This window comes from Actinoplanes sp. CA-252034 (assembly GCF_050956125.1).
In the GTDB taxonomy this organism is placed as follows: domain Bacteria; phylum Actinomycetota; class Actinomycetes; order Mycobacteriales; family Micromonosporaceae; genus Actinoplanes.
In genome coordinates this window covers 9,270,539-9,293,910 of sequence record NZ_CP191846.1, presented here as the reverse complement: position 1 = coordinate 9,293,910, position 23,372 = coordinate 9,270,539, and the positions used below count along the sequence as shown (strand labels likewise).

The 23,372-nt window shown below is 69.2% G+C and carries 18 protein-coding genes and 1 pseudogene; 18 read left to right on the top strand and 1 reads right to left on the bottom strand.

Annotated elements, in window-relative coordinates; genetic code table 11:
* Positions 1–203 precede the first annotated feature (203 nt).
* From ACQPZW_RS41885 to ACQPZW_RS41850, 8 genes are read left to right on the top strand one after another with little or no spacing between them, the layout of a single operon-like run.
* Positions 204–761: a hypothetical protein gene (locus ACQPZW_RS41885; RefSeq protein ID WP_433791582.1), complete on the top strand. Its 558-nt coding sequence runs from the start codon at positions 204–206 to the stop codon at positions 759–761.
* Positions 707–2,032 carry a diguanylate cyclase domain-containing protein gene (locus ACQPZW_RS41880; protein ID WP_433791581.1) on the top strand — a complete coding sequence of 442 codons (1,326 nt, stop codon included), beginning with the start codon at positions 707–709 and terminating at the stop codon, positions 2,030–2,032. The genes ACQPZW_RS41885 and ACQPZW_RS41880 overlap by 55 nt, the downstream gene beginning before the upstream one ends.
* Positions 2,033–2,075: 43 nt before the next feature.
* Positions 2,076–3,791, top strand: a complete 1,716-nt coding sequence (locus tag ACQPZW_RS41875; RefSeq protein ID WP_433791580.1) for an acyl-CoA dehydrogenase — start codon at positions 2,076–2,078, stop codon at positions 3,789–3,791.
* Positions 3,792–3,800: 9 nt separating this feature from the next.
* Entirely contained in the window at positions 3,801–4,760 is a 960-nt protein-coding gene (gene ligD / locus ACQPZW_RS41870; protein WP_433791579.1) for a non-homologous end-joining DNA ligase, read from the top strand.
* Between the two features lie 37 nt (positions 4,761–4,797).
* Positions 4,798–5,307, top strand: a complete 510-nt coding sequence (locus ACQPZW_RS41865) for a sigma factor-like helix-turn-helix DNA-binding protein (RefSeq protein ID WP_433791578.1) — start codon at positions 4,798–4,800, stop codon at positions 5,305–5,307.
* 3 nt (positions 5,308–5,310) lie between these two features.
* Positions 5,311–6,468 (top strand): hypothetical protein, encoded by a 1,158-nt coding sequence (locus tag ACQPZW_RS41860; protein WP_433791577.1) that lies wholly within the window; start codon positions 5,311–5,313, stop codon positions 6,466–6,468.
* A 39-nt stretch (positions 6,469–6,507) separates the two neighbouring features.
* A complete protein-coding gene (locus ACQPZW_RS41855) occupies positions 6,508–7,905 on the top strand; it encodes an OFA family MFS transporter (RefSeq protein ID WP_433791576.1) in 1,398 nt (465 codons plus the stop codon).
* Between the two features lie 56 nt (positions 7,906–7,961).
* Positions 7,962–8,054, top strand: a complete 93-nt coding sequence (locus ACQPZW_RS41850; protein ID WP_433791575.1) for an MFS transporter small subunit — start codon at positions 7,962–7,964, stop codon at positions 8,052–8,054.
* Here ACQPZW_RS41850 and ACQPZW_RS41845 read toward each other — a convergent pair.
* Positions 8,029–9,060 carry a LacI family DNA-binding transcriptional regulator gene (locus ACQPZW_RS41845; RefSeq protein ID WP_433791574.1) on the bottom strand — a complete coding sequence of 344 codons (1,032 nt, stop codon included), beginning with the start codon at positions 9,058–9,060 and terminating at the stop codon, positions 8,029–8,031. The two genes, ACQPZW_RS41850 and ACQPZW_RS41845, sit on opposite strands and share 26 nt — an antisense overlap.
* Before the next feature lie 304 nt (positions 9,061–9,364).
* On the opposite strand from ACQPZW_RS41845, the gene ACQPZW_RS41840 reads away from it, so the two are divergent.
* The 10 genes and pseudogenes from ACQPZW_RS41840 (at position 9,365) to ACQPZW_RS41795 (ending at position 23,315) form a co-directional block, all read left to right on the top strand.
* Positions 9,365–10,663: an ABC transporter substrate-binding protein gene (locus tag ACQPZW_RS41840; RefSeq protein ID WP_433791573.1), complete on the top strand. Its 1,299-nt coding sequence runs from the start codon at positions 9,365–9,367 to the stop codon at positions 10,661–10,663.
* Positions 10,663–10,977, top strand: coding sequence for a hypothetical protein (locus tag ACQPZW_RS41835; RefSeq protein WP_433791572.1), 315 nt, complete (start codon positions 10,663–10,665; stop codon positions 10,975–10,977). The genes ACQPZW_RS41840 and ACQPZW_RS41835 overlap by 1 nt, the downstream gene beginning before the upstream one ends.
* Positions 10,923–11,594 (top strand): carbohydrate ABC transporter permease, encoded by a 672-nt coding sequence (locus ACQPZW_RS41830; protein ID WP_433791571.1) that lies wholly within the window; start codon positions 10,923–10,925, stop codon positions 11,592–11,594. Before ACQPZW_RS41835 ends, ACQPZW_RS41830 begins: the two co-directional genes overlap by 55 nt.
* Positions 11,591–12,436 (top strand): carbohydrate ABC transporter permease, encoded by an 846-nt coding sequence (locus ACQPZW_RS41825; RefSeq protein WP_433791570.1) that lies wholly within the window; start codon positions 11,591–11,593, stop codon positions 12,434–12,436. The genes ACQPZW_RS41830 and ACQPZW_RS41825 overlap by 4 nt, the downstream gene beginning before the upstream one ends.
* Before the next feature lie 37 nt (positions 12,437–12,473).
* Positions 12,474–13,994, top strand: a complete 1,521-nt coding sequence (locus ACQPZW_RS41820; RefSeq protein ID WP_433791569.1) for an alpha-N-arabinofuranosidase — start codon at positions 12,474–12,476, stop codon at positions 13,992–13,994.
* 172 nt (positions 13,995–14,166) lie between these two features.
* Entirely contained in the window at positions 14,167–15,792 is a 1,626-nt protein-coding gene (locus tag ACQPZW_RS41815; protein WP_433791568.1) for a beta-1,3-glucanase family protein, read from the top strand.
* A 298-nt stretch (positions 15,793–16,090) separates the two neighbouring features.
* Positions 16,091–17,494, top strand: a complete 1,404-nt coding sequence (locus tag ACQPZW_RS41810; RefSeq protein ID WP_433791567.1) for a pyridoxal phosphate-dependent decarboxylase family protein — start codon at positions 16,091–16,093, stop codon at positions 17,492–17,494.
* On the top strand, positions 17,494–18,774 hold the full coding sequence (locus tag ACQPZW_RS41805; protein WP_433791566.1) for a lysine N(6)-hydroxylase/L-ornithine N(5)-oxygenase family protein: 1,281 nt from the start codon (positions 17,494–17,496) through the stop codon (positions 18,772–18,774). The genes ACQPZW_RS41810 and ACQPZW_RS41805 overlap by 1 nt, the downstream gene beginning before the upstream one ends.
* Positions 18,771–20,967, top strand: a pseudogene (locus ACQPZW_RS41800) (GNAT family N-acetyltransferase). The gene ACQPZW_RS41805 and the pseudogene ACQPZW_RS41800 overlap by 4 nt, the downstream one beginning before the upstream one ends.
* Positions 20,964–23,315, top strand: coding sequence for a GNAT family N-acetyltransferase (locus ACQPZW_RS41795; RefSeq protein WP_433791565.1), 2,352 nt, complete (start codon positions 20,964–20,966; stop codon positions 23,313–23,315). Before ACQPZW_RS41800 ends, ACQPZW_RS41795 begins: the two are co-directional and overlap by 4 nt.
* Positions 23,316–23,372: the final 57 nt, after the last annotated feature.

Here is a 23,372-nt window from a genome sequence, read left to right as displayed (position 1 = left end):
CTGTCTGAGCATCCGGTGCTCCGTTTCGTCGGGCCGGGTCCCACACCGGGTGTGACGACCTCGACCCGATGGGTTGCCTCTCCATCATCGTGGTCGATCCCGCCGAGCGCCGCCTCATTTCCCTCGGGGTATTCCCTGGTTTCTTCTGCGGGTTCATTCACTTCCGGTCCCTCCTGCCGATGACATGCGGTGAGGAGGAACCGATGCGGTTGCGTAACTGGATTGCGGTGCTGGTCAGCGTTCTGTTGCTGGCCGGGGCCGGGGTCGCCGGGATTCTGGTGAACCGTTCGACCGTCCAGGCGGTCGAGAAGGTGCACCGGACCGACACCACGGCGCTCGGCGACAACAACGCCGAGCTGACCGGCCAGCTCCAGTACTACTCCACGGTCGAGCTGGGCAAGATCGGCGCCCTGCTCGCGGCCGGCGCCGCCGCGACGGTCGACCAGGCGAAGGCGGCGCTGGCCGCCGCGGCCAAGAAGACGAACACCTTCCAGTACGGGTTGATGATGACCGACCCGAGCCACAACGTCCTGCTGGTGAGCGGCGAGGCTGCTCTCCCGGCGACCGACGACGCCGGATGGCAGCGGATGTGGGCGCAGCTCGACGCCGCCGCCGAGACCGCTGTCGACACCGACGACTACGGCTTCTCCAGCGTCATGCAGGTGGCCGGGGTGACCCCGCCGATCCCCGGTCCTATGTGGCGGCGGTGGCCGTGCCGTTCAAGCGCAACGGCGTCGCGGCCGGATACCTGGTCGGGCTGAACCACATCGCGTCCACCTCCCTGCAGGGCTACATGCGGGAGCTGAAGAGCGACTACCACCGGACGACGATCATCGACGCCGCCGGGCGGGTCGGTGCGGCCAGCCTGGACGAGGTGGTCGGCACCACGGTCAATCCCGAGATCCTCCGCAGCCGGTCCGGCTCCTCCGCGTTCGTCGAGTTCCTCGAGGGCGAGGAGAAGATGATCGCCGTGGTGATCGACATCGATCACAGTGGCTGGTACTACGTCCGGACCCAGACCAAGGCGTCCTTCGACGGTGTCATCTACAACCGCAGCCAAACCCTCAACCTCACGCTGCTGGCGATGCTCGTGATCGGTGTGGTCGGCATCACCCTGCTCGGTTACCGGACCCAGATCACCCGCCGTCGCGCCGACGAGCGCTTCCAGGCCCTGTTCCAGCACGCCCCCGACCTGGTCTCGGTGCTCGACGTCAACGGCCGGATCATCTTCAGCAGCCCGAGCACCACCTCGGTGCTCGGCTTCAAGGCCGGCTCGCTGGCCGGGCACAGCGTCTTCGACGTGGTCTACCACGACGACCAGCCGCAGATGCGGGAGAAGCTGGACGCGCTGCTCGCCGACTCGGCCGGGGTGATGCGCCTGCAGTGCCGGGTGCGGACCGCCGACGGCCAGTTGCGCTGGTTCGACTTCACCGCCTCCAACCAGATGGCCAACCCGGCGCTGAACGGCGTGGTGATCAACGCCCGGGACATCTCGGAGAACCGGGCGTTCCAGGAGCGGCTGGAGCACGAGGCGCAGCACGACCCGCTGACCGGCCTGCCCAACCGGCGCCGGATGCAGGACAAGCTCAACTCGACGCTGTCGGCCGACGCGGTGGCGGTGCTCTTCGTCGATCTGAACGGCTTCAAGCCGGTCAACGACCGGCACGGGCACGAGGTCGGCGACGAGCTGCTGCGCCAGGTGGCCGACCGGCTGAGCGCGTGCGTACGCGCCGAGGACGTGCTGTCCCGGGTCGGTGGCGACGAGTTCGTCATCCTGATGCCCGGTGTGTTCACGCCCGACGATGCGATGGCGATGGCGGGCCGCGTACGGTACGTCCTGGAGCTGCCGTTCCGGATCGACGGGCACGAGATCGGCATCGGCGCGAGTGTCGGGGTGCACCTGGCCCCGGCCGCGACCGACCCGGACGAGGCCCTACGCGCCGCCGACCACGCCATGTACGAGATCAAGCACTCCAGCCGGCTTCCGGCCGGGGTCGTGATCAGGGTGGGCCGGCACCGTGCGGTGGACTAAACTTGATGCACACTGGGTGCATTAAGTTCCGACCGAAACGGTGGTGACCGCGGTGTCCAAGGTGTTCTCCCGGCGGGATCTCGACTTCCTGCTCTACGAATGGCTCGACGCCGAGGCCCTGACCTCCCGGGAGCGGTTCGCCGAGCACTCCCGGGAGACGTTCGACGCGTTCCTCGACGTCTCCCAGCAGATCGCCGAGCGCGACTTCGCGCCGCACAACCGCACCGGCGACCTGAACGAGCCGACCTTCGACGGCGAGAAGGTCACGATCATTCCCGAGGTCAGCCGGGCGCTGCAGGTCTTCGCCGAGTCCGGCCTGATCGCCGCGGGCTTCCCGGCCGAGCACGGCGGCCTGCAGTTGCCGCACGTGGTGCAGCGGGCCTGCTTCCTCTGGTTCCAGGCCGCCAACACCGGCACCTCCGCGTACGCGATGCTCACCTCCGGCAACGCGCACCTGCTCGTGACGCATGGCACCGAGGAGCAGATCCGGCGTTACGTCCACCCGATGCTGGAGGGCCGGTTCACCGGCACCATGTGCCTCTCCGAGCCGCAGGCCGGGTCGTCGCTGAGTGACGTGGCCACGAGGGCGGTCCGGCAGGACGACGGGACGTACCGGATCAACGGCGGCAAGATGTGGATCTCCGGTGGCGACCACGAGCTGAGCGAGAACATCATCCACCTGGTGCTGGCCCGGGTGGCCGGAGCGCCGGCCGGGGTCAAGGGCCTGTCGCTGTTCATCGTGCCGAAGAAGAGCCTGGACACCGGCGAGCGCAACGGCGTCGTGCTGGCCGGGCTCAACCACAAGATGGGCTACCGCGGCACCACCAACACGGTGCTCGCCTTCGACGACGCGGCCGGTGAGCTGGTCGGCGAGGAGGGCCGCGGCCTCCAGTACATGTTCCACATGATGAACGAGGCGCGGATCGGCGTCGGCTCCGGCGCGGTCGCTCTCGGCTACACCGGCTACCTGCACGCCCTGGCCTACGCCCGCGAGCGCCAGCAGGGCCGGCCGATCGCCGACAAGGACCCCGCAGCTCCTCCGGTCCCGATCGTGACGCACCCCGACGTCCGCCGGATGCTGCTCGCCTCCAAGTCGTACGTCGAGGGGGGTCTCGCTCTGATCCTCTATGCGGCGAAGCTGCTGGACGAGCCGTCGCCGGAGAACGACCTGCTCCTCGACGTGCTGACTCCGATCGTGAAGGCCTGGCCGTCACAGTGGTGCCGCCTCGCCGACGACCACGCCATCCAGGTCCACGGCGGTTACGGCTACACCCGCGAGTACCCGGTCGAGCAGTTCTACCGGGACAACCGCCTCAACTCGATCCACGAGGGCACCGACGGCATCCAGGCCCTCGACCTGCTCGGCCGCAAGGTCACCATGAAGGGCGGCGCCGGCCTGGCCCTGCTCCTGGAGAGGATCCGGGCCGCCGCTCTCAAGAGTGACCTCGGGGCTCCGGTGCTGTCCGCGTGTGATCGGCTCGCCGCGACGACAGCCAACCTCTGGGCCGCGGGTGACGCGGAGAAGGCGCTGGTCAACGCCACCGCCTATCTGGACGCCGCCGGCCACCTGGTGATCGCCTGGATGTGGCTGGAGCAATACCGGGCCGCCGAGGGCGGGGAGGGCGACTTCTACGAGGGCAAACGCCTGGCCGCACGGTATTTCGTCACCCACGAGCTGCCCCGGATCGGGCCGATGCTGGACCTGCTCGACTCGGGCGACACCCTGCTTCGGGACATGGACGACGCCTGGTTGGGCTAGTTTCAGGGCATGGCAGGTAAAGCCACGATCATCGAAGTCGGCGATTACGAGGTCCGGGTCTCCAACCCGGACCGCGTCTACTTCCCGCAGCTCGGCGCCACGAAGCTCGACCTGGTCGAGTACTACCTGGCGGTGAGCGACGGGATCGTCCGCGCGCTGCGCGAGCGACCCTGCATGCTGCACCGCTTCCCGGAGGGCCTCGCCGGGGAGAAGGTGCACCAGAAGCGGGTGCCCAACGGCGCTCCGCCCTGGCTGGAGACGGTCCGGGTGAAGTTCCCGCGCTACAACCGGCACGCCGACGAGCTCTGCGTGACCAAACCGGCCGACGTGATCTGGGCCGTCCAGATGTCCACGGTGGAGTTCCACCCGTGGAACTCGCGGCGGGCCGACACCGAGCGCCCCGACGAGTGGCGTATCGACCTGGACCCGATGCCGGACTGCCCGTTCGCCACTGTCCAGCGGATCGTCCCGGTCGTCCGGGAGGTCCTCGACGAGCTGGGCGTCACCGGTCATCCGAAGACCTCCGGGGGTAGGGGCCTGCACGTCTACGTGCGCATCCGGCCCGAGTGGGGCTTCTCCGAGGTGCGCCGGGCCGCGCTCGCGTTCGCCCGCGAGGTGGAGCGGCGCGCGCCCGACGACGTGACGACGACCTGGTGGCGCCGCGAGCGCGACCCGCGCGCGCTGTTCATCGACTACAACCAGAACGCCCGCGACCACACGATCGCCAGCGCCTACTCGGTGCGCGGCGTCCCCGAGGCGACCGTCTCCACCCCCGTCACCTGGGAGGAGATCCAGGACCTCGACCCCCGGGACTTCACCATCCGTACGGTTCCCGAGCGCTTCGCCCGGCTGGGTGACCTGCACGCCGCCATCGACGACGAGGCGTACTCCCTCCAGACCCTGCTGGAGTGGGCCGACCGTGACGAGAAGGCGGGCCTGGAGACGCCCGACGAGAAATCCCCCGAGTAGCCGGGAACCGATCGGCGTTCACCGGCGTGTATCGGTCATGGTGTCCTCGACAGTGATGATCGGCGCGGACCCGGTGGCTTCGGAGCAGGACGGCTTCGAGGCCTTCTACCGGGCGAACGCGGATCGGCTCCACCGCGCGCTCGCGGTCACCCTGCGCCGTGACGATCTGGCCGCCGATGCCGTCGCCGAGGCGATGGCCCGGGCCTACGCGCGCTGGTCCACGGTCAGCCGCCTGGACAATCCGGCGGGCTGGGTCTTCCGGGTCGCACTGAACTGGGCCACCTCGTGGTGGCGCAAGGTCCGCCGGGAGCGTCCGCCGGCCGACGACTCGGCGCATCCGCACCTATGGCCGCCGGAGGTCACGGTCGCCCGGGAGGCCCTGGCCAAACTGCCCGCAGCGCAGCGCGCCGTGATCACCTGCCGGGTGCTGCTCGACCTCTCCACCGCCGACACCGCCGCCGCCCTGCGGATCAGCGAGGGCACCGTGAAGAGCCGTCTCGCCCGTGGGCTGACCGTCCTCCGGCGCGAGTTGAACAGCGAGGACTGACCCATGACCACGATTCCGCAGGATGTGAGCGAGGCGGTCCGGGCGGTGGCGGGTGCCGCACGGGGATATCCGGGTGACCTCGCCGATGTGCACCGCCGGGCCCGGCGCCGCCGCAACCGCCAGGTGGTCCTCTCCGCCGCGGCCGTGGTGGCGGTGGCCGCCGGTGCCGTCGTGGGTGCCGGGCAGTGGCGGCAGCCCCCGCCGCCGCTGCCCGCCGCGGCGACCGGTGCCCCGTCGACCGGGGTGTCGCCGACCACGACACCGGCCCTCGTGCGGCCGGCCCAGCCGCTGATCCTGGACGACGCGGTCGGCACCTACCGGCTGCCCGGCGGCGGGACCGTCGAGCTCGGCGGCGACAAGCGGATCGGTGAGCTGCTCCCGGACGGCCGGCTGGCCGGGCACACGGTCGTGGGCTCCCGTCACTGGGAGCGCCTGGTGGTCCTGCCGGACGGCTCGCAGGTCGCCTTCGGCGCGCACGACCTCAGGCCGGGGGAGAAGCGGCCCGACGGCCCGGACGTGACCGGGCTGGAGTACCGCCTGGTGGTGACCGGTCCGGACGGCGCGATCCGGGTCCAGCGCGACCTGCGCCGGCCGGGCGAGCCGGTGACGCTGGTGACCGCCGACGACACCACGGCGTACCTGTGGCGGGCGGCCGGCCTGGTCCGGCACGATCTCGCCACCGGTGAGGAGCAGATCGTCGTCAGCGGGAACCGCCTGGGCCTCGGTCAGGTGTTCGGCGACCTCCGGCTCGCCGACATGCGGGGCCCCTTGCTGGCGGTGGCCACGCTGAAGGGGGAGTGCACGCCGCTCGTCTACGACGTCCCCTCCGGCCGGCCGATCGCGAAGCTCTCGCTGGCCGGAACACGCTGCATCGCCGTGTCCGACCTGCGGCTCTCCCCGAGCAGCACGCCGGAGAAGGCGGTGCTGGCCGTCGCCTACGACCGCGAGGGCGCCGATCACCTGCTGGAGAGCCGGGTCGCCCTGATCGAGGTGCTCACCGGCCGCCGGATCGCCGAGTACGAGGTGGAGCAGGCCGCGACGAAGTCGTCCCCGGGGATCTCGATCGCCTGGCAGGACGAGCGCACGCTGCGGGGCGCCTGGTACCCGGTCGCTCCGGACGGTGTCGGCGAAGTGAATGGTTTCACTGTGAACCCGAAGTAACCCTTTCAATTCAGTCAGCTCGATGGGTATCGTGCGGCGATGGCCCTCTTGTCCGTGTTCGACCGCGAACACACCATCGCCCCTGAGGGGTACAGCCGCTGGCTCATCCCGCCCGCGGCATTGGCCGTGCACCTGTGCATCGGTCAGGCCTACGCCACCAGCGTCTACAAGAACTCGCTGGTCCAGCACTTCGGCGCCAGCCAGACGGCGATCGGGGTCGTGTTCAGCATCGCGATCGTCATGCTCGGCCTGTCGGCCGCGGTCGGCGGCACCTGGGTGGAGCGCAGCGGCCCGCGCAAGGCGATGTTCGTGTCCGCCTCGTTCTGGGCCGCCGGTTTCCTGGTCGGCGCGCTCGGCATCGCGACCTCCCAGCTCTGGCTGCTCTACCTGGGCTACGGGGTGCTCGGCGGGATCGGTCTGGGCATCGGCTACATCTCGCCGGTGTCCACGCTGATCAAGTGGTTCCCGGACCGGCCGGGCCTGGCCACCGGGCTGGCGATCATGGGCTTCGGCGGCGGCGCGATGATCGCCGGTCCCGCCTCCCGCCAGTTGCTGTCGCTCTACGACTCCGGCTACGACCCGGCGGTGGCCACCTCGGTCGCCGACGGGGACGCGCTGACCGCCCTCTTCCTCACCCTGGGCATCGCGTACTTCGTGATCATGATGTTCGGGGTGTTCAACATCCGGGTGCCGCGGGAGGGCTGGCGGCCGGACGGGTGGGACCCGGCGACCGTCCGTGAGAAGCCGCTCGTCACCACCGCCGACGTCTCCGCCGCCAACGCCATCCGGACCCGCGCGTTCTGGCTGCTCTGGGTCGTGCTGTTCTGCAACGTGACGGCCGGCATCGGCATCCTGGAGCAGGCCAGCCCGATGATCCAGGACTTCTTCCGGGAGCCCGGCGGCGTCTCGACGGTGGCGGTGTCGGCGGCGGCCGGGTTCGTCGGCCTGCTGTCGCTGTTCAACATGGCGGGCCGGTTCGCCTGGTCGTCGACCTCCGACGTGATCGGCCGCAAACCGATCTACATGGTCTACCTGGGCGTCGGCATGGTGCTCTACGCGGCGCTGGCCATCGCCGGTCACCTCGCGACCGCGCTGTTCGTGCTGCTGGCCGGGGTGATCCTGTCGTTCTACGGCGGCGGGTTCGCGACCGTGCCGGCCTACCTGCGTGATCTGTTCGGGACGTACCAGGTGGGTGCGATCCACGGGCGGCTGCTGACCGCGTGGTCGGCGGCCGGGGTGGCCGGTCCCCTGATCATCAACGGGTTCCTGGACGCGCAGGGCAAGCCGGGCACGCTCACGGCGGACGCCTACCGGCCGGCCCTGTTCACCATGGTCGGCGTGCTGGCCGTCGGTTTCGTCGCGAACCTGCTGATCCGCCCGGTGCCGGAGCGCCTGCACGAGTCGGCCGAGGAGAAGGACAAGGAGGTGGCGGCGTGACCGAGCGAAGTGAGCGTCACGATCGCGCTCTTCCCGGCGATGAGAGGAAACACAGCGTGAGACTGGCTGTCTCCTGGGGGCTGGTGGTCGTACTCCTGGGTTATGGAGTCATCCAGACCCTGATCACCGCGGCGAAACTCTTCCAGTAGTGCTCTCCCGGATGATCAGGCGGTGCGGAGCGCGTACCTCCAGGCCGTCCGGAGGGGTCGCGCTGCCGATGCGCAGCAGCAACCTCTCCACCGCGGTGGTCGCGATCATCTCCTTGTCGGGCGAGATGGTGGTGACCGTCGGGTTGGAGAACCGGCCGTCCTCGATGTCGTCGTAGCCGATCACCGCGACGTCCTCGGGGACCCGCAGCCCGCGCGAGACGATGGTCCGGATCGCGCCGAGCGCGACCAGGTCGGAGTAGCAGAAGACGGCGTCCGGCGGCTCCGGCAGGTCGAGCAGGTGGGCCATGGCGTGCGCGCCGTCCGGCCGGTTGAACCGGGGCGTGCTGATGATCAGGTCCTCGCGCGGGGTGAGCCCGCGGGCGGCGTGCGCCTCGCGGAAGCCCCGGGTACGCCGTTGCGCCGCCTCACCGGTGGCGTAGGGCTGGTCGCCGATCGCCGCGATCCGCTGCCGCCCCAGGTCGAGCAGGTGCTCGGTGGCCTGGCGGGAGGCGGCCACGTCGTCTATCCCGATGTGGTCGAAGCTGCCGTCGCTGGACCGCTCGCCGAGGATCACCAGTGGCAGGTTCGGGTCGCGGTCGGTGAGGGCCTGCTGGTCGAGGCCGAGCGGGCTGAAGATGACCCCGTCGAAGAGCAGCCGGCGCGACCCGTGGGCGATGAAGGCGCGCTCGTGCTCGGGATCGCCGTCGGTCTGGTCGATCAAAACGTTATAGCCGCGGACACGCGCCGCACGAATCACGCTCTGCAACAACTCGGAGAAGTACGGGGTGTCCAGATACGGCACCACGAGCGCGATCTGCCCCGACCGGCCCTGCGCGAGGTTGCGCGCGAGGACGTTCGGGCGGTACCCGAGTTGTTCCACCGCGCGCTGAACGCGCTCTCTCGTGTGCTCCGTGACGTTGGCGTAGCCGTTCACCACGTTGGAGACGGTTCGGCTGGAGACGCCGGCCAACTCCGCGACGTCACGCAGAGTGACTTCTCGACGCATTCTTGCCCCCTCTGACCGCCCCAAGTTTCCGGCAGGTTACCCCTTGCCGTCGTTCGGGGTGCCGTGCATGCTTTGCTTTGCAGCGCTGCAAAAGCGTAGCAACATCGCCCGACCAGCAGTGCAGACTGTTCGGCGGTGCGAGGCCCGGCCTAACGGCCGACCCCCGGTGTGCCAGCACCGGAGGTCGGCTCTCTGAGCCCTCACGGGTCTCAGAACTGATCAACTGGATACGCATCTACTCGTCTGTGAGGACCCAGTGAACATCGGCAACTTTAGTGCACGGAGAGTCAGTCGGCGATCAGTTGTGGCGGCGGTCGCGGCCACGGCTCTCGCGCTGACCGGTTGCAGCAGCGGCGGAGACGACAAGCCGGCCGAGAAGCCCACCGGCCCGGTCACCATCAAGGTGTGGGCGTGGTACCCCGAGTTCAAGGCCGTCGTCGACCAGTACAACGCGACCCACACCGACGTGAAGATCGAGTGGACGAACGCGGGCACCGGCCAGGACCAGTACACCAAGCTGCAGACCGCGCTGAAGGCCGGCAAGGGCGCACCCGACGTGGTGATGCTGGAGCTGCAGGAGATCCCCACCTTCGCGCTCACCAAGCACCTGGTCGACCTGGGCAAGTACGGCGCGAACGCCGTCAAGGGCGACTACGCCGGCTGGGCCTGGAGCCAGGTCAGCTCCGGTGACCAGGTCTACGCGATCCCGGTCGACGCCGGCCCGATGGCGATGATGTACCGCGACGACATCTTCAAGAAGTACAACCTGACCGTCCCGACCACCTGGGACGAGTACAAGGCGCAGGCCGAGAAGTTGAAGACCGCCTCCGGCGGCAAGAGCTTCATGACCGACTTCGGCGCCAACGACGGCGGTTTCATGACCGGTCTGTTCTGGCAGGCCGGCGCCAAGCCGTACGCCTATGACATCGCGAACCCGAGCAGCATCGGCGTGAACGTCAACAGCGCCGAGGCCAAGAAGGTCTTCGAGTACTGGGAGGGCATGGTCGGCAACGGCCTCGCAGACACCACCGCCTTCCACACCACCGACTTCTACAACGGCCTCGGCTCGGAGAAGTACGCCACCTACCTCGCGGCCGGCTGGGGCCCCGGTTACATCCAGGCCAACGCCGGCGGAGCGGCCGGCAAGTGGAAGGTCGCCCCGCTGCCGCAGTGGACCGCCGGCGCCAACGCCCAGGGCGACTGGGGTGGCTCCTCGTTCGCGGTGACCGACCAGGCCAAGTACCCGGACATCGCGGCCAAGGTCGCCATCGAGATCTTCGGCGCCAAGAACACCGAGGCCTGGAAGATCGGCATCGACAAGGCGTTCCTCTTCCCGACCGTCACCCCGGTGCTGGAGTCGGACACCTTCACCGGCAAGACCTACGACTTCTTCGGTGGCCAGAAGGTCAACGAGGTCTTCGTGCCGGCCTACAGCGCGATCGGTGAGCTCGACTGGAGCCCGTTCAACAGCTACAACTTCAACCAGCTGACCACCAACCTGGGCCAGGCGATCGAGAAGAAGACCTCCTGGGCGGCGGCGCTCGACACCGCGCAGGAGAACATCAAGACCTACGCCACCCAGCAGGGCTTCAAGGTTCAGTAATGACCGAGGTAAAAGCTTCCCCCGCGGCCGCTCCGGCGGCCGCGGGCCCCTCGGCCGGAACCGGCACCCGACGGGCGGCGCGGGTGAAGGAGGCGGCCACCGGCTGGCTCTTCGTCCTCCCGTTCGCGGTCCTTCTGATCGCCTTCCTGCTGCTCCCGATGGCGTACGCCTTCAAGATCAGCCTGTACCGCTCCACCCTCATCGAGGGGGAGGTCTTCGCCTGGTTCGACAACTACAAGCAGGCGATCGAGGACCCCTGGTGCGCGAGGGCGTGGTCCGGGTCCTGGTCTTCGGTCTGGTCCAGACCCCGGTGATGATCGTTCTGGCGCTGGTCGCGGCCCTGCTGATCGACGCCGCGACCTCCCGGTTCTCCCGGTTCTTCCGGCTGGCGGCGTTCGTGCCCTACGCCGTGCCGGTGGTCATCGGCACGCTGATGTGGGGCTTCCTGTACAGCGACAGCGTCGGCCCCTTCGCCTGGACCGGCATCGACTTCACCTCCACCGGCACGGTGCTGGCGTCGCTGGGCAACATCGTCACCTGGCAGTGGGCCGGCTACAACATGATCGTCCTGTACGCGGCGCTGCAGGGCCTGCCCCGGGAGACCTACGAGTCGGCGCGCATCGACGGCGCGAGCGAGGTGCAGATCGCCCTGCGGATCAAGACCCCGATGATCAGTTCCGCGCTGGTCCTGGCGACCCTCTTCACCATCATGGGCACGCTGCAGTTCTTCACCGAACCGCTGATCCTGCAGCCCCTCAACCCGGGCGCGATCACCACGCACTACACGCCCAACATCTACGCGTACCAGCAGGCGTTCTCGTTCCAGCAGTACAACTACTCGGCGGCGATCTCGTTCCTGCTCGGCGCGGTGGTCTTCGTCGGGTCGTACATCTTCCTCTTCGCCACCCGGAAACGGAGCGCGCTGCAATGAACCTCAAGAAAGGCAGCGTCGCCGCGCACGTCGTCATGGGCCTGATGGCGATCTACTTCCTATTGCCGTTCTGGTGGCTGCTGGTGGCGGCGACCAAGAACAACGAGGGGCTCTTCCAGTCGGCCTCGCTCTGGTTCTCCGACTTCCACCTGATCGACAACCTGAAGGTGCTGTTCGAGCAGGACAACGGGGTCTACGTCACCTGGCTGCGCAACTCGGCGTTCTACGCGGTCGTCAGTGGCGTCGGATCGACGGTCATCTCGGCGCTGGCCGGCTACGCCTTCGCGAAGCTGCGCTTCCCGGGCCGCAACGCCCTGTTCGCGCTGCTCCTCGGGCTGATCATGGTGCCGGCGACCGCGCTGGTGCTGCCGACCTACCTGCTGATGTCGCAGGCGAACCTGGTCGACACGATCTGGGCGGTGATCCTGCCGTCCCTGCTCAACCCGTTCGGCGTCTACCTGCTGCGGGTCTACGTGGCCGACTCGGTCCCGGAGGAGATGCTCGAGGCGGCCCGGATCGACGGCGCGGGCGAGGTGCGGGTGTTCACCAGCGTGGCGCTGCCGGCCATGAAGCCGGCCCTGGTCACCGTCCTGCTGTTCAGCATGGTCGCGTCCTGGAACAACTTCTTCCTGCCCCTGGTGATGCTCAGCGACGATCAGCTCTACCCGCTCACGGTCGGACTGCGGGCCTGGTACATGTCCGCGATCATGGGCAACAGCGGAGGCGCCACGTTCAACGTGATCGTGACCGGCGCCCTGATCGCGATCGTCCCCCTGATCGTGGCCTTCCTGATGTTGCAGCGGTACTGGCGCGGCGGCCTGACTCTCGGCTCCGTGAAGTAGCGCGCATCTCCTCTTCTTTTCTACAAAGGGAACAACCATGCTCCGTGCGCGTGTCGCATTGAATCCGGCTGCCGTCGTGGCGCCCGTCAGCCGTCGCACCTTCGGCTCGTTCGTCGAGCACATGGGCCGCTGCGTCTACACCGGCATCTACGAGCCGGGCCACCCCCTCGCGGATGAGGACGGCTTCCGTACCGACGTGCTGGCGCTCACCCGTGAGCTGGGCGTCACCATGGTCCGCTACCCGGGCGGCAACTTCGTCTCCGGCTACCGCTGGGAGGACGGCGTCGGCCCGCGCGAGCAGCGCCCCCGCCGTCGTGACCTGGCGTGGCGCAGCATCGAGACGAACGAGGTGGGCATCGACGAGTTCGCCAAGTGGGCGGAGAAGGCCGACGTCGAGATCATGTACGCGGTCAACCTCGGCACCCGCGGTGTGCAGGAGGCGCTCGACGTCCACGAATACGTCAACCACCCGGACGGGACCGCGCTCTCCGAGCAGCGGCGCGCCAACGGCGCGGAGAAGCCCTACGGCATCAAACTCTGGTGCCTGGGCAACGAGTTGGACGGTCCCTGGCAGACCGGGCACAAGACCCCCGAGGAGTACGGGCTACTCGCGGCCGGCACGGCGCGGGCGCTGCGCTCGGCCGAACCCGATCTCGAACTGGTCGCCTGCGGCAGCTCGTCCTCCTCGATGCCCACCTTCGGCACCTGGGAGTCCACGGTGCTGGAGCACGCGTACGACGTGGTCGACTACGTGTCCTGCCACGCCTACTACGAGGAGCACGACGGCGACCTGGGCTCGTTCCTGGCGTCCGCGGTCGACATGGACTTCTTCGTCAACAGCATCGTGGCCACGGCGGACGCGGTCGGTGCCCGGCTCAAGAGCACCAAGAAGATCAACCTGTCGTTCGACGAGTGGAACGTCTGGTACCTGTCCCGTTTTCAGAACGCCCCGCTGCCCGAGGAGTGGAAGGTCGCCCCGCCGGTCATCGAGGACCGCTACAACGTGGCCGACGCGGTGGTGGTCGGCAACCTGCTGATCTCCCTGCTGCGGCACAGCGACCGGGTCACCGCGGCCTGTCAGGCGCAGCTGGTCAACGTGATCGCCCCGATCATGACCGAGCCCGGCGGACCGGCCTGGAAGCAGACCGTCTTCCACCCGTTCGCCAAGACCGCCGCCCTGGCCAAGGGTGACGTGCTGCGCCTGCACATCGAAGCCCCGTCCTACGAGACGGCCAAGTACGGTGTGGCCCCGCTGGTCGACGCGGTCGCCACCCACGACCCGGCCACCGGCGACGTGACCCTGTTCGCCGTCAACCGCGACGTGGCGAACCCGGTCGAGCTCGCCGTCGACCTGTCCGCCTTCGGCGCGGACCTGACGGTCGCCGAGACGTGGACCCTGACCGACGACGACGTCTACGCCTACAACACCAGGGACGCCCCGGAGCGGGTCACCCTGCGCCCGATCGCCGAGACCGGTGGCGCGATCACCCTCGACGGTGGTGCCGCCCTGATCACGCTGCCGCGGGTCTCCTGGAGCGCGATCCGGCTCACCCGCTGACCCCGGATCCCCGGCTGGTGCGAACCAGCCGGGGATTTGTGTTATCGGCGTGCGGCGAGATCGTCGGGAAAAATAGACCTTAAAGGAGCTTTAAAGGCTCTGGGAGAGCGGTTTCTCGCGAGTGACAATGGCGGCCGTCCCTGACCGTTCCACTCTCGGAGGTCGCACCCCCATGCGCCGTAAACGGAGCCTGATTCTCGCCGCTGTGGCGACGGTCGCTGCGCTCACCACCGCCTGGATCGCCCTGCCCGCCTCGGCCGCCTCGGTCACCGCTTCCCTGCGTACGGTGTCCGACTGGGGCACCGGCTGGCAGGACGAGGTGACCATCTCCAACGGCGGAACGTCCGCCCTGACGTCCTGGAAAGTCGAATTCGATCTGCCCGCCGGCGGCTCGATCGGCAGTTTCTGGGATACCGACATGACGGTCTCCGGCAGTCACCGCACATTCACCAACCGTGCCTGGAACGGCGCCATTCCGGTGGGCGCCAGCGTGACGTTCGGATTCGTCGGCGCCGGCGGGCAGCCGGTGAACTGCAAGCTGAACGGCGCGCCGTGCGGCACCGGACCGACCGTGCCGACGACCCCGGCGACGACAGTGCCGACGGTGGTGCCGACGACGAAGGCGCCGACGACCGCGCCCACGACCGCGCCGACCACCCCCGCGACGACCGCACCGACGACGAAGGCGCCGACCGTCCCGGCGGCCGGCCCGACGCTGCCGTTCACGGTGACCAACCGGACCGGGCGCAGCGAGCCGGTCTTCCTCTACGTGCTGGGCGTCAACTTGGACACCGGCAAGCTCGGATACGTCGACGCGAGCGGCGCCTTCACCCCGTGGACCGGTGGCGGACCGGTGCCGGTGCCCGCGCCGGACGTCTCGATCCCCGGCCCGGCGAACGGCCAGAGCACCACGATCAAGGTGCTGAAGAACATCTCCGGCCGGATCTACTTCTCCCTCGGTAAGAAGCTGGACTTCCGGGTCACCACCGACGGGCTGGTCCAGCCGGCCCCGTGGGCGGGCGGCGACCCCAACCGGGACATCCTCTTCGACTGGAGCGAGTTCACCCTCAACGGCTCCGGCCTGTTCCTGAACAGCTCGCAGGTGGACATGTTCGCGATCCCGCACGGCGTCTCGGTGACCGGCGGCAGCGGCGTCACCACGAAGACCGGTGACCTGGTCGCGAACGGCCGGCAGAAGGTCATCGACGCGGTCCGCGCGAACCCCGACTTCGCGAAGAGCGTGGTCACCCGGGCCGACGGCACGGTGCTGCGGGTCCTGGCGCCGGGCAAGGCCGCCGACGCCGGACTGATGAGCGCCACCTACCTCGACTCGTACATCACGAGCGCCTGGAACGCGTACACCTCGAAGAGTCTGACCGTCGTGCCGTTCGGTGACCGGCCGGAGGTGAGGTACACCGGGCGGACCTCGGGGAACATCATGAACTTCACCGACACGAGCGGCCGGACCGTGGCGTCGTTCACGAAGCCGTCCACCGCGAACGTCTGGGGCTGTGACGGTGCTCTCGGCGCGCCGAACGACCAGGTGGTCGGCCCGATCGCCCGGACGCTGTGCGCGGCGCTGTGGCGGACCACCCTCGGCCGCATCGACACGCAGCCCGGCGGGACCGCGGCCGACTTCTACACCGGCGGGCCGGCCAACCCGTATGCGAAGGCCATCCACGCCACCATGGCCGACGGCAAGGCGTACGCCTTCGCCTTCGACGACGTGCAGAACCAGGAGTCCCTGGTGCACGACGGAGATCCGCGCGCGGCCGGGATCACCCTGACCGCCTTCTGATCTTCTTCATCGACGAAGCCCACTCTGTAAAGAGTGGGCTTCGTGCATCATGTGGCAACCGTCACTCGACGTTCGTCGAAGTGCTCGTGGCACACACATGCGCAGGTGGCGACGTTTCCGGGTGCGCATGATCGTCTATGGCGGCCACCGGGGCGCCGGGTGCAAGTTTCCTTCCCGTGTCCGGCCGGTTAGCCTCCCCTCAGTTAGGTAAGGTTTACCTTATTGGAGGCCCCCGTTGGAGCGGTCAGAGTCCCCGCATCTGTTTTCCGGCTCCACGTTGGACAGTTACACGTCCGGCGTGTGGCACGCGTCGGCACTGCTCGCCGACAGGGTGAAGGCAGTGCGGCAGCCGTACTCCGGCGCAGCCGTCGCCGATCTGCAGGACCAGGTCGACGCCGTCGATCTCGATCGTCCTCTCGGTGACACCGGCGCGGCGCTGCACGAGGTCGCCCGGCTCTATCTGGACAACGCCGTCTGGTTCCACGAGCCCACCTACGTCGCTCACCTGAACTGCCCGGTCGCGATCCCCGCGCTCAGCGCCGAGGTGCTGATCTCGGCGGTCAACTCGTCGGTCGACACGTGGGACCAGAGCACGGCGGGCACCCTCATCGAGCGCCGCCTGATCGACTGGACGGCCGGGCGGATCGGCTTCGGGCCGGGCGCCGACGGCATCTTCACCAGCGGCGGCACCCAGTCCAACCTGCAGGCCCTGCTGCTGGCCCGGGAGGAGACCCTCGCGTCTCTGGACGACCGGAGCGCCATCCCGAGTCTGCGGATCTTCGCGACCACCGAAAGCCACTTCAGCGTCAGCAAGTCCGCCGGGATCCTCGGCATGTCCGCCGACGCGGTGGTCGGCGTCGCCACCGACGGCACCGGCAGGATGGACACCGCGGCGCTGGCCGTCGCGATCGAGGACGTGCGCCGCGACGGTGGCATCCCGATGGCCGTGGTCGCCACCGCGGGCACCACCGACCTGGGCCGCATCGACCCGGTCGCCGAGATCGCCGCGATCTGCGAGAGCCAGGGCGTCTGGTTCCACGTCGACGCCGCGTACGGCTGTGGCCTGCTCGTCTCCACCCGCCGCCGGCACCTGCTCGACGGCATCGAGCGGGCCGACTCGGTCACCGTCGACTTCCACAAGAGCTACTTCCAGCCGGTCAGCTCCAGCGCGATCGTGGTGCGCCGGGGCGAGACGATGCGCCGGATCGCGGTGCACGCCGACTACCTGAACCCGCGTACCGCCGCCGTGCCCAACCAGGTCGACAAGAGCCTGCAGACCACCCGCCGCTTCGACGCGCTGAAGCTGTGGATGACGCTGCGGACCATGGGCGCCGAGCAGATCGGCGACATGTTCGACGCGGTCGTCGACCGGGCGCACGACGCTTACCTGTTGATCGGCGACGACCAGGACTTCGAGGCGCTCGCCGCCCCGACGCTCAGCACGGTGCTGTTCCGCTACCGGCCGGCCGGCATGGACGTCGCCGAGTGCGATGAACTGATGCCGAAGCTGCGGCAGCGGCTCTTCTACGGCGGCCGGGCGATCGTCGCCGGCACCACCGTCGGTGGCCACTACTGGCTCAAGTTCACCCTGCTCAACCCCAACACGACGACGGGCAACCTCCGCGACGTGCTGGACCTGATCCGCGGCATCGGCCGCGAGATGACGGGGGAGCGCGACGAGGCCGCGGCGGTGATGGCCTGATGCGCACCCACGACTTCGCGGCGATCGGGGTCGGCCCGTTCAACCTGGGGCTGGCCGCGCTGACCGAGGACCTGGCCGACGTCGACGGGATCTTCCTGGAGCAGCGGGCCGAGTTCGACTGGCACCCCGGGCTGATGCTCGACGGCGTCACGATCCAGGTCCCGTTCCTCGCCGACCTGGTCACGATGGCCGACCCGACCAACCGCTTCTCGTTCCTCAACTACCTCAAGCAGGTGGGCCGGCTCTACCCGTTCTACATCCGGGAGAGCTTCTTCCCGCTGCGTGCCGAGTACAACGAGTACTGCAAGTGGGCGGCCCGGCAGCTGACCTCGATCCGGTGGAACACGCGCGTCGAGACGGTCACCCACGACGGCGAGGCGTACCTCGTGCACACCGACGGCGAGACCTTCCGGGCCCGCAAGCTGGTGCTCGGCATCGGCACGGCGCCGCGGATCCCGGCCGCCGTCGACCAGGGGCCGTACGTGCACAGTGCCGACTACCTGCCCAACAAGGAGCAGTTGCAGAGCCTGGACTCGATCACGATCATCGGCAGCGGGCAGAGCGCGGCCGAGATCTACCTCGACCTGCTCAACGACATCGAGACGTACGGCTACCACCTGAGCTGGATCACCCGGTCGCCGCGGTACTTCCCGATGGAGTACACGAAGCTGACCCTGGAGATGACGTCCCCGGACTACATCCGCTACCACCAGGCGCTGCCGATGGACGTGCGGGACCGGCTCGGCCGTGAGCAGCGCAACCTCTACAAGGGCATCAGCGGCGACCTGGTCGACGCGATCTACGAGGCGCTCTACGCCAAGAGCCTGACCGGCCCCGTCCCGACCACCCTGCTCACCGGCACCGCACTGGACGGCGTGATCTGGGACGGCGAGCGCTGGACCCTGGCCCTGGAGCACCAGGAGCAGGGCCGCTCGTTCACCGCCACCACCCAGGGCCTGGTGCTCGCCACCGGCTACGCGCCGCGCGTGCCGTCCTTCCTGGACCCGGTCCGGGACCGGATCAACTGGGACGCCCGCGGCCGCTTCGACGTGGCCGTGGACTACGCCGTGGACAAGTCCGGCGGCGAGGTGTTCGTGCAGAACGCCGCCGAGCACACGCACAGCGTCACCGACCCCGACCTGGGCATGGGCCCCTACCGCAACAGCGTGATCCTGCGGGCGATCACCGGCCGGGAGATCTACCCGGTCGAGGAGTCGATCACGTTCCAGCAGTTCGGCGCCCCCAAGGCCGACATCCCCCGACAGTTGGTGAACCAGTGAGACTCGTACCCCTGGATCTCGACCGTGATCTTGATCTTCTGCACTCGTGGGTGACCCATCCGCGGTCGCACTACTGGGGCCTGCAGGGCGCCACCCCGGAGCGGGTGCGCGAGGAGTATCAGAAGATCGCCGACAACCCGCACCACCACGCGTGGCTCGGGTTCGACGACGACGACAGCCCGCTGTTCCTGGCCGAGACCTACGAACCGGCGCACAGCGAGCTGGCCTCGCACTACGAGGTGCGGTCGGGTGACATCGGCATGCACGTGCTGGTCGCCCCGCCCACCCGGAAGCGCTCCGGGGTCACCTCCGCGGTGATGCGGGCCGTGATGGACCACTGCTTCGCCGACTCCCGGATCGAGCGGGTCGTGGTCGAGCCGGACGTCCGCAACGAGGCCATCCACCGCAAGAACGCCGAGGTCGGCTTCGTGGTGGACCGCGACGTGCCGCTGCAGGGCAAGACCGGCCGGCTCAGCTTCTGCACCCGGGCGGCGTACGCGATGAGCGTCCCCCACCTGCGGCCGGAGGCCATGGAGTTCGCCCACCGGCGGCTGATCGCCAAGGCCATCGCCGAGTTCAGCCACGAGCGCCTGCTCGCGCCGGTCGCCCTCGGTGACGGCCGGTTCGAGCTCGGCGCCCACACCTTCACCGCGAAGCGCCACCCGCTCGAGCACTGGGTGATCGACCCGGACTCGCTCGACGGGCCGCTCGACGCGCTCGACTTCATCGCCGGCCTGCGCGAGACGCTCGGCATCCCGGAGAAGCTGCTCGGCACCTACCTCGAGGAGATCTCGGCGACGCTGGCCGGGACCGCCTGGAAGTACGCGCATCGCCGCGAGACCGCCGAGGACCTGGTGCACGCGGGCTTCCAGACGATCGAGGCCGCGATGACCGAGGGACACCCCGGGTTCGTCGCCAACAACGGACGGATCGGTTACGGACTCGCCGATCACGAGGCCTATGCGCCGGAGGCCGGGCGGCCGGTCCGGTTGCGATGGGTGGCGATCTTGAGGAGCGAGAGCGTCTTCGTGTACGAGGGAGACGAGCGCTCGCACTACCAGGAGGAGCTCGGCGGGCTCCTGGAGCACTTCGAGCAGCAGCTCCGGGGCACGGGCTGGACCCGGCCGACTACCGCTACCTGCCGGTGCACCCGTGGCAGTGGGAGCACAAGGTCACCGTCACTTTCGCACCCGACGTGGCCCGCCGGGCGATCGTCCCACTCGACGCCGGCCCTGACCGCTATCGGGCACAGCAGTCGATCCGGACGTTCTTCAACACCGACCGGCCGGAACGCCACTACGTCAAGACCGCGATCGCCGTGCAGAACATGGGCTTCCTGCGCGGGCTGTCACCGAAGTACATGCAGGCCACGCCGCCGATCAACGACTGGGTCGCGTCGGTCGTGGAGGGTGACGAGGAGCTGCGGGCCTGCGGATTCGGCGTGCTCCGGGAACTGGCGTCGATCGGGTACACCGGGACGCCTATCACCGGACCGGGACGCCCAGCGCGTACACCAAGATGCTCGCCGCCCTGTGGCGCGAGAGCCCGGTCCCGCGCATCCGGGAGGGCGAGCGGCTCGCCACCATGGCCAGCCTGCTGCACCGCGACCGGGACGGGAGCTCGCTGGCCGCCGCGCTGATCCGGGAGTCGGGCGTGGCGCCGGCCGCGTGGGTGGCCACCTACCTACGCGCCTACCTGCGGCCGATCGTGCACTGCCTGCTCCAGCACGACCTCGCGTTCATGCCGCACGGCGAGAACCTGATCCTCGTCCTGGAGAACCACGTGCCCACACGGGTGTTCATGAAGGACATCGGCGAGGAGGTGGCCGTGATGAACGACCAGCCGCTGCCGCCCGAGGTCGAGCGGATCCGGATCGACGTCACCGACGAGATCAAGGAACTGGCGATCTTCACCGACGTGTTCGACGGCTTCCTGCGGCACCTCGCCGGGATCCTCGACACCGACGGGGTGCTCAGCGCCGCCGAGTTCTGGGCGCTCGCCGGTGACTGCGTCCGCGAGCACGCCAAGGACCACCCGCACCTGGCCGGGCGGCTCGACCTGCTGCGGCCCACCTTCGCGCACTCCTGCCTGAACCGGCTCCAGCTGCGCAACACGCTGCAGATGGTGGACCTCACCGATCAGGCCGGCTCGCTGATCTTCGCGGGCGAGCTGGAGAACCCGATCGCGGCATGAGGCTCTACCGCGACGCCCACGGCATCCCGCACCTGCGAGCCGGCTCGGTCCTCGACCTGGCCTGGCTCCAGGGGCGGGTGACCGCAATCGATCGGGGCCGCCAGATCGAGGTGGAGCGCCTTCGGTCGGAGGGACGTCTCGCCTCGGTCGCCGGGGCGGCCGAGGTGGGGTGGGACCGATTCGCGCGCCGGGTCCGGCTCGACGACACCGCACGACGGTCATTCGCCAATCTGGACGAATCGACCCGGCGGTGGCTGGAGGCGTACGCGGCTGGAGTCCGTGCAGGTGGCGTCGAGTGGCACCCGTGGTCGTCGCTCGGCGTCTTTCAGGTGCAGCACATTCTGTTCGGCACATTCGGCAACAAGATGTGGCGGGCACACGTCGAGCGGACCCTCGGGCCGGACGCTCTGTCCTGGTTCGCGATCGAGGGGCCCGGCGGGTCCGGCAGCAACGCCTGGACCGTCCCCGGCCAGATCGCCGGCGACCCGCACCGGCTCCTCGAACTGCCCGGGGTCTACCAGCAGATCCGGCTCGCCTGCCCGGCCTTCGACGTGGCCGGGCTCACCTTCCCCGGCGTCCCCGGCGTGCAGCACTTCGGGCACGCCGGGTCGGTGGCCTGGGCCGTCACCAACGCGATGGCCGACTATCAAGACCTCTACATCGAAGAGCTGCGCGCCACCGACCACGGGCTCGAGGCCCGCGGCGCGACCGGCTGGGAGCCGGTGGCCACCCATCAGGAGACGATTGCCGTACGCGATGAGGACCCGGTCGTGGTCGATGTCCTCGAGACACGCCGTGGACCCGTCATCGATGGGAACCTGAGTCTGCGTACCCCCGCGCGGTCCGATCTTGATCTGGGGTTCGACGCCCTGTTGCCGCTGCTGCACGCGTCCACCGTGGACGACGTCGCCGACGCGCTGTCCCGCTGGGTCGAACCCGTCAACAGCGTCCTCACCGCCGACTCCACCGGCCGGGCCCTGCAGCTCACCGTCGGCCGGGTGCCGCAGCGCGACGAGCGCAACCGGCTCGTCCCGGTGCCCGCCTGGGAGGCCCGGCACGCCTGGAAGCCGGAGTGGGCGCCGATGTTCCGATCCGAGGTCACGTCCGCGGTCAACGCCAACGACCGGCGGCCGGACACCTCGCCCTACGGGGTGGACTTCGCGCCCCCGGCCCGTGCCCGCCGGATCCGTGAGCTGCTCGATCTCGGTGTGCCGCACGAGAAGATCCACATGGACACCGCGCTGCCGGCCGACTCGGCGGAGGCCGGACGCCGGATGGCCCGGCAGGCGGCCTTGGCCCGTGCCGTATGTGATCGGCCCGAGTTGCGGCCGCTCCTCGAGCCGTCCGGGTACGACCCGCTGTTCGCTCCCTGGACCGACCCGCGCGCCCGGATCGGCATCGCCCTCGACGGGGTGCTCGCCGGGCTCGGCCTCCCCTCTCCCGCCACGGCCGACTCCGGTCCGGACACGCCATGGGGCGACCGGCACCTGCTGTACCCGCTTCAGCTGCCCGGCCTGGACGTCGTCATCCCGCAGATCCGGCTCGGCGGGTCGGCCGGGTGCGTGCTCAACACGTCCAGCGTGCCCGGCGTCAGCGACCTGTGCTGGCGGGGACCCGTCGCCCGGTACGTGTGGGACCTCGCCGACCGGCGCCGCAGCCGCTGGATCGTCCCGTTCGGCGCCTCGGACGATCCGGAGTCGCCGCACTTCCTGGACCAGTTGCCGCTCTGGGCGGCCGGTGAGCTCGTCCCGCTCGTCACCGACTGGGAACTACTGACGGAGGAACCCTTGATCGTCTTCTCGGAGAAGCTGCCGGGCCTGGGTGAGCTGACCATGATCCCGCTCGATCCGGCCGCACACGCGCCGATCGTGCACTCGTGGGTCGTCAAGGAGCGCAACCGGTTCTGGGGCATGGGCGAGCACACGGTCGCGGACGTCGAGGAGATCTACGGCTTCGTCGACGGGCTCGACAGCCACCACGCCTATCTGCTGCTGCTCGACGACGGGCCGATCGGGGTGTTCCAGACCTACGAGCCCTCGCAGGACCCGGTCGGGGAGTGCTACGACGTGCTGCCCGGGGACTTCGGGCTGCATCTGCTGCTCGACGCCTCCGGCCGGGACCTGCCGCATCTGACCAGCGCGGTCTTCCCGGCGCTGCTGCGGCACCTCTTCACCGATCCGGACCGTCGGCGGATCATCGCCGAACCGGACATTCGCAACGAGCGGATGATCTCCCGCCTGCAGCGGGAGGGGTTCACGCTGGGGCCGGAGATCGACCTCGGCCACAAGAGGGCACAGCTCACGTTCTTGGAGAGGGCCCACTTCGGGTCACCCGCCTCTGACCTTTGAGGAGTGGGCGGAGCCATTTTCGGCTTTCTCACGGGCTTTCGATCGTGACGGCCTGAC

Coding starts and splice junctions, on each gene's coding strand:
- ACQPZW_RS41885 (WP_433791582.1), top strand. CDS start 204: ATGCGGTTGCGTAACTGGATTGCGGTGCTGGTCAGCGTTCTGTTGCTG.
- ligD (WP_433791579.1), top strand. CDS start 3,801: ATGGCAGGTAAAGCCACGATCATCGAAGTCGGCGATTACGAGGTCCGG.
- ACQPZW_RS41865 (WP_433791578.1), top strand. CDS start 4,798: ATGGTGTCCTCGACAGTGATGATCGGCGCGGACCCGGTGGCTTCGGAG.
- ACQPZW_RS41860 (WP_433791577.1), top strand. CDS start 5,311: ATGACCACGATTCCGCAGGATGTGAGCGAGGCGGTCCGGGCGGTGGCG.
- ACQPZW_RS41855 (WP_433791576.1), top strand. CDS start 6,508: ATGGCCCTCTTGTCCGTGTTCGACCGCGAACACACCATCGCCCCTGAG.
- ACQPZW_RS41845 (WP_433791574.1), bottom strand. CDS start 9,060: ATGCGTCGAGAAGTCACTCTGCGTGACGTCGCGGAGTTGGCCGGCGTC.
- ACQPZW_RS41835 (WP_433791572.1), top strand. CDS start 10,663: ATGACCGAGGTAAAAGCTTCCCCCGCGGCCGCTCCGGCGGCCGCGGGC.
- ACQPZW_RS41825 (WP_433791570.1), top strand. CDS start 11,591: ATGAACCTCAAGAAAGGCAGCGTCGCCGCGCACGTCGTCATGGGCCTG.
- ACQPZW_RS41820 (WP_433791569.1), top strand. CDS start 12,474: ATGCTCCGTGCGCGTGTCGCATTGAATCCGGCTGCCGTCGTGGCGCCC.
- ACQPZW_RS41815 (WP_433791568.1), top strand. CDS start 14,167: ATGCGCCGTAAACGGAGCCTGATTCTCGCCGCTGTGGCGACGGTCGCT.
- ACQPZW_RS41805 (WP_433791566.1), top strand. CDS start 17,494: ATGCGCACCCACGACTTCGCGGCGATCGGGGTCGGCCCGTTCAACCTG.
- ACQPZW_RS41795 (WP_433791565.1), top strand. CDS start 20,964: ATGAGGCTCTACCGCGACGCCCACGGCATCCCGCACCTGCGAGCCGGC.